The sequence below is a fragment of the Nocardia sp. NPDC004711 genome, assembly GCF_053601595.1.
Window position 1 is genome coordinate 1 of record NZ_JBSGCB010000140.1, and the last position, 5,857, is coordinate 5,857.

5 protein-coding genes are annotated in these 5,857 nt (G+C 61.0%); 2 read left to right on the top strand and 3 right to left on the bottom strand.

Translation table 11 applies throughout. The annotated features are described in order from the left end of the window. Positions 1–587 precede the first annotated feature (587 nt). A complete protein-coding gene (locus ACWEKS_RS48630; protein ID WP_452346492.1) occupies positions 588–2,726 on the bottom strand; it encodes a KAP family P-loop NTPase fold protein in 2,139 nt (712 codons plus the stop codon). A gap of 201 nt (positions 2,727–2,927) precedes the next feature. Further along, a complete protein-coding gene (locus ACWEKS_RS48635; protein ID WP_452346493.1) occupies positions 2,928–3,059 on the bottom strand; it encodes a hypothetical protein in 132 nt (43 codons plus the stop codon). Here ACWEKS_RS48635 and ACWEKS_RS48640 point away from each other — a divergent pair. After that, positions 3,058–3,855 carry a hypothetical protein gene (locus ACWEKS_RS48640; protein ID WP_452346494.1) on the top strand — a complete coding sequence of 266 codons (798 nt, stop codon included), beginning with the start codon at positions 3,058–3,060 and terminating at the stop codon, positions 3,853–3,855. The two genes, ACWEKS_RS48635 and ACWEKS_RS48640, sit on opposite strands and share 2 nt — an antisense overlap. 202 nt (positions 3,856–4,057) lie before the next feature. Here ACWEKS_RS48640 and ACWEKS_RS48645 read toward each other — a convergent pair whose 3' ends face one another. Further along, positions 4,058–4,885: a DUF4253 domain-containing protein gene (locus ACWEKS_RS48645; protein WP_452346495.1), complete on the bottom strand. Its 828-nt coding sequence runs from the start codon at positions 4,883–4,885 to the stop codon at positions 4,058–4,060. A gap of 186 nt (positions 4,886–5,071) precedes the next feature. On the opposite strand from ACWEKS_RS48645, the gene ACWEKS_RS48650 reads away from it, so the two are divergent. Continuing rightward, positions 5,072–5,698, top strand: a complete 627-nt coding sequence (locus ACWEKS_RS48650) for a DUF7691 family protein (protein WP_452346496.1) — start codon at positions 5,072–5,074, stop codon at positions 5,696–5,698. The last annotated feature ends 159 nt before the right edge of the window (positions 5,699–5,857 follow it).

The following is a 5,857-nucleotide window of genomic DNA, read 5'->3' on the forward strand; positions in this document are numbered from 1 at the left end:
ACCCCCCTTGAGCTGCGCCGGCGGCGCTGTACTGGGGTCTGGTCTGGCCGAGACTATATCCGCCTTCGGAGGACATAGTCTCGGCCAGACCAGACCAGAGTCAAAAGATAGGTACGGGGGTGTGTTGGAGGACAAGGGTTTTGGGAGGTCAGGTGGTGAAGGAAGGACCACAAAGGAGAGGACCACAAGGGGGCGCGTCGCGTGCGGATGTTGCGTTGGCATGTGAGTTGCGTTGGGAGAGAACCACAACCGGGAGGGTTGCGAGCGCATGCGGCGGCACGTGCAGGGTTCGTACACGGAAGGACCACAACGAAGGGATCACCTCTTACGCGGGGAGATGGTCGACGTAGAGCACGACCGAGGAATCCCCAGCTGAGAGTTGAGGCGTACGCATCAATCTCCGTTGATCCGTACGCCTCAAGTCAGGGCCGCTTATGCCGGTCAGCGGGATTGATGCGTAGTCATCAATCAGGGCACTCACGGCCGGCACGGTCGGGTCCGTCGCATCCTGTAATGCCGAATTGAGGGCGGTTAAGTCGTACGTGGGCGTTGTCGCTGCCCTACCGTCGGGATCATCCAATTCGTACTTACCTTGAGTCGTTGGCGCGGGTGCGACGCAGCTCGAAGGCGGCGAATGCTTGTCGCCCGTCGATCGACACGTCGGTCATATCGACCGTGGACGGGTTGTCGAACCCGCTCAGATTCAACTCGTCGACCGTAACAACCTTCGAGAAGTAGTCCTCAAGGAAAGAATCGATGACAATTGTTTCCGACCCGATCCTTCGTGAGGTACTGACGAACCGCGCCGCGATATTCTGCTGAGAGATCCCGCTGCCCAGTAGATTTGCTCGAAGCTGTGCCCACATTGCATCGTCCATGACTCGTATGAACGACAGAACCTGCTCCTCGAACGGTACGTCCGGCAGGCTCAGGTCTCGCATGCATGCGTGCACTACACGATCACGGATAACACCGACAGCGACCGACAGCCGATCGTCGGAGGCCGCTTCCACGACGCGGATATGGGTCAGTACCGGTGCCGTCTGAATCAGACCGAACTCGTCGCAGTAGTCGGTGAGGATGTGGCGAGCTTCCTCCTCCGATGCTGCTGTCGCCACTGAGTGAGTGAGAATGCTGAAGACGACCGAACCCCAGCCGTAGTAGTAGTCCATCGGATGCAGGTTGGTCAGGCGCCGTGCGACCCAGCGGGCGGCTTCCGCGCTGGCCGCCGAGGGGGATCCTTCGACGACATCGAGGTTCTTGGACAGTTTCGTCATCAGTCTGCGCCATTGAGGGCCACGCTCAGTGAGGTGTTCGCTGATGATCGAGTCCTCCTCAAGTCCGCCGCGCCAGACAAGATTTCGGAATGTTTCGCGGACGTCCACATCGCTCAGGTCGTCCTCGGGTATCGCAAATTGGAAGTAGCGGGCGAAGTAATCCGGATCACCAATCCGGCAAGCAGCGGTTCGTTCTGTCCACACCGCACCTTGGACGTGAGGCAGGCCTGGGAACATTGCGACCAACATCCGATAGACCGCAACCACGGACTCACCGTTGCTGCCCGGGGCGAGGGTAGTGCCGACTCGGCCGAGCCACTCCTCGGCCTCGCTCGCAGGCCGGCGCTGAGGGTTGAGTAGCATCTGCCGCCACGTCTGGATCCGCTCATAGAGGTCGGGGTAGTTCAACCGGATGTAGGTGAGGACCGCTGCGTCGAACAGATCGATTTCACCCGGGCCAACGGTCGAACACAACACATCGGTCTGAAGGCAAAGCTGTTTGACGCTCCACAGAGTCAAACTGTCCGGGTCAGGCAGCACATCGATCAACTGCTCGATCGCATACCTTGTGGCCGGGGCATCGAGGTCGAGCGCGAGATTCCCAGAAACGGTCGAAATCCCCTCTGTCAGTTCGGCTTCGATATGCACTCGTTGGATCGGGGGGAGAACAAACGGATACTGGACGATCTTCTCCAGGTATCGATGGGCCCGGTCCCGGTTGTCTCGTGCCAATTCCGAAGAGGTCAGTAGGTCCAGCACCGTGGTCTTGTCGTAGGCCAGAAGATAGTGCACGTTCGGGAAGCGCCCGAGTAGCCGGACCGCCTTCATCACAGCCAAGAGCTCGTCGGTGTGCAGTCGATCAAGGTCGTCTACGACGACTAGTACCCGCGTATCGGCGTTCTTGATGGCGGTGGAGATCTTGTCGAATCTGACCTGGAAAGGGTCCTCAGATGTCTTTGCTGTGCCGAGCTGATCGGCCAGCGCGTCTGTACCTGCCTGCCACGCAGCGTCGAGTCCGCCGGGCGCAAACTTATCGACGACCGCGGCGGCTAGAGCTTTACCGACCGCGTTTGCCACAGGTGCTGCCGCCTTCAGCAGACTCCTTGCATCGGTGGCCTTTTCTGGCAGGGCCGATGCGATCGCGGTGTAGAACTCGGTAATGAGAGAGTCGATGTCCGATGAGGCCCATGGCGTGAAATGCGCAACCGACCAATGATTTTCGGTGTCTGCTGAGTCCTTGGTCAGAGCTTCGCCGATCATACTCAGCATCGAGGTCTTGCCGCTTCCCCACGGCCCCGCCAATCCGAACACGACACTGGGCCCCGCGCCGGTTCTGGCGATGCGTTGCGCGATTCGGTTCGCAAGCTGGGCCCGCGCGAGGCGGTCCTGGCTCATCTTTTCGATCGGTGTATCGCTACCGTTCTCACGGCCTGACGACTCGGCGCTCATAAGGCAACGATCGTACTGGTCGACGTGAGACACGTGCGTAATCGTCAGCGGTACAGGCGGTCCGGCGTACATCGCCGCCGATCGCCAGCGTCGCTCTGCCCGCGATTCCCCCGTGACTGCGGCTACTTGCTGCCGCCCTTCACCAACGGATCTGATGCTTGAATTGCACGGCGACACGGTGCCGGACCGTAACGCTTTGCACTAGAGCAGCAGGCTGTGTGACAGCAGTTCGAAACGTCCTGCATTGCCGCTGATCGCGCTGCTTTGGCCGGCCAGCGGGGACGTGGTGGCACGACCGGCCACCAGGTTGCACCCTGCTATGAAGTGGCTCATGAGTAATCAGGTTGAGGAGGTTGCCGTCAGCGACGGCAGTGGAGTAATTGACGTTCGAGGTGTTGGCCATCGTCTGGACCTGCCCGGCGGCTGGAGTAGCCACTGCCTGCTGCGTATTGGCGGCGATGTCACCGATCTCGACACCTCCGCGTACGACGGCAGCGTCGGTAGGCTCGTCGCCCGCGTTCCTTCACGACCACCACGACCGCAGGCACTGGCTGCTCTGCGAGAGTTGACCATTGGTGCCAAGACGAGTCTTCCGCTGTACGTGTCGCTGTGGCCGTTGCTGCAACTGCTGACCCCGGGGCGCTACGAACTCCGTGGACCGGAGCCGCTGTGGCCGGATTATCCGAACGCGGTGAAGAAACACCGGACCAAGGTCTCGCGAGAGGCCGTCATACACGCAGAACCGGATGAGCCCGTCTGGTTCTATCCAGCACCAGAAGACTCGACTTATCTGGTTCCGACCGAGGGCTGGCCGCCGTCCGATGATCTAGCCGTCGCGCACTACCGACGCCTGATCAACGCTGGCCGGCGGCCAGCGGTCATTGCGCTACGAACCATCAGCAGATTTCCCATGAGCGGTTTCGTCATCGACGGTCACCACAAACTGCGCGCGTACCTCGACAACGAAACCATCCCGTCCGTCGTATGGATAACCCGCCTCGATGCACCCGAAATGACTGCTGCAGAGATCCGCGAGAGCTTCCCTGAGCTGGCCAAGAGCAATCCGGACTTCCGCAGGCTCCTACAGGTACTCGATGAGAACGAGAGCGAAACAACTGACTACAGTTAGCAATAGTGAGCTCTCATGCCGCGAGCCGCGCGGTCCGAACCGGCGAGCCCGGGGCCTGGAAGGCCAACCGGGACTGCCGATCTGAGCCACCCGAACGCACCATAATGCCGATGTGCGGAAGTCGGACGAGCAGCGCGAGCAGGGTGTCGAGTCTCAGCTTGCGCGCGGGGAGCTCCAGCTCCTCTGGCCAGGGTGGCATCGACTACCACAGGAATCTCCACAGCGGTGCGGGCATACGCTTTTTGAGTTCATCGAGGCTTTCCCACCCCTTGTAGATGAGGTTGGGGGCGTACAGAAACGATTCCAGCGCAACAGTGAGCGCGTCGTTGTCGTCTTGCGGCGGGTCGGCTACCCGCAACACCAACTCGTACTCGCTCAACGCGAGCAACTCCGCGCCCCAATGCCCAGCCCACCTGCGCAACAATGTTGCGTGGTCCGCACCGTCGAGATCGAAATCGCGTGCGCCGCTCCAATTCAACAGCTGCGGCACCAGCCACGGATTCGGCGCGGGCACGAGCACCAATCGATCGGCCTCCTCGAATTCGTCAACGGCGATCCACGCATCAGCCCAGTCGAATCCGTCGTAGTCGCGATCTTCCTCGGTGAGCACGTAAGCACTCTGAAGTATCGGGTCCTCGGCGTCTCGCGGCCCCTCGTCGTCGCGCGGCCCCTCGACCTGAGCGCGTTCGAGCCATGCTCGTCCATCCTGCACAGCTCCCGCGACGACCTGTTGGGCGCCTGGCGTATTCAGACTCTCCTCGATGAGTCCCAGAAGCACAGGCCATAGTCCTGTGCGCTCGTATACCCCACGCGCCCGCTGCCACAAATCGGTGGCCTGATACCCGGGCTCGACCTCGCACATCCACACCGCGCCACCATCGACCGTCCTGGACGCTCGTGTCAGCGGCAGCAATTCGACCCCGAGCGTGGCGAACAATGCCGTCGGATCTTCGTCTCCGGCCACCACATCAACGGACGCAGCCGCAACCGAGTCCGGCCGAAATTCCTCTGCCCCAAGCGCATTGAACATGGCTCGATCCAAGCACACCACAGCCATCCGCCGCTGATCACACGGATCGCCCCAGCCAGGAACACCGTCCCGAAAGATCCACGGATCAAGGTCATCTCGGATCCACCGACTGGATCACCGAACGCACCCTCATGCCGAATTCAGTGCGGCGGTAGCCCGTTGGTGCCTAGTGCCTAGGCTGACCGCGTGTCGCATATCTTGCATGTGTACTTGGCCGACCTGGACGAACTTGCCGCCGTGATCGGCTCCCGGGATGAACGGCTCTTGAACCGAGTCCTGGCGAAGTTCCCCGACCCCGCCGGTCTGGGACCCGCCCTCGTCCGGGAGATCTTCGAGGGTGGCCCTTTTCTGCACGAAAACTCCGGGCTCTACGTCGAAGCGTTGGAATTGATATGCGAAGAGCTGGGGTCATACCTGGATGATGTTGGTTTCCGGTTCAGTTATGCACCCGAAGACATTATCGAACTGGCTCACGAGGAGTGTGATTCCGGGCCATGGCCCGAACCGGAAGCAGCAGGTTGGGGAGTCTGGGGCAAAGAGGACTCCGCCGAGCGGCTGGCGGAGCTGGAAGCTGCGAACGAAGACGACGAAGACGATGACGGATATACCGAGCATCGATTGATGTGGTTGCAGGCTTCCAAGGAAGCGAACAAGGATTTGATCGGCTTCTGGGGTGCGTCCGGCGAGTTGCTGTGGGGCCTGGGGCATCCTGCTGAGCCTGATCCTGTCAAGCGGTCCAGAATCCGAATGCTGTGGGAAGGTTCAGAGTTTCGGTGGGCGTTGTCGAGATTCTGGACTCGCCTCTGGTGGTGAGTCCCAGTCAGCGCGGTGCGGCAGAAGGTCAACTGGCTGTGACGACCCGAGGTCGGCCGAATGCCCGCTCATGGCTCCCCTTTATGTCAAGACCGGGATGTGGGTGTGGGGTTAGCCTGGTTGGTGGGTCCGGGATGTGGCTTGTCCGAAGGATCGGGT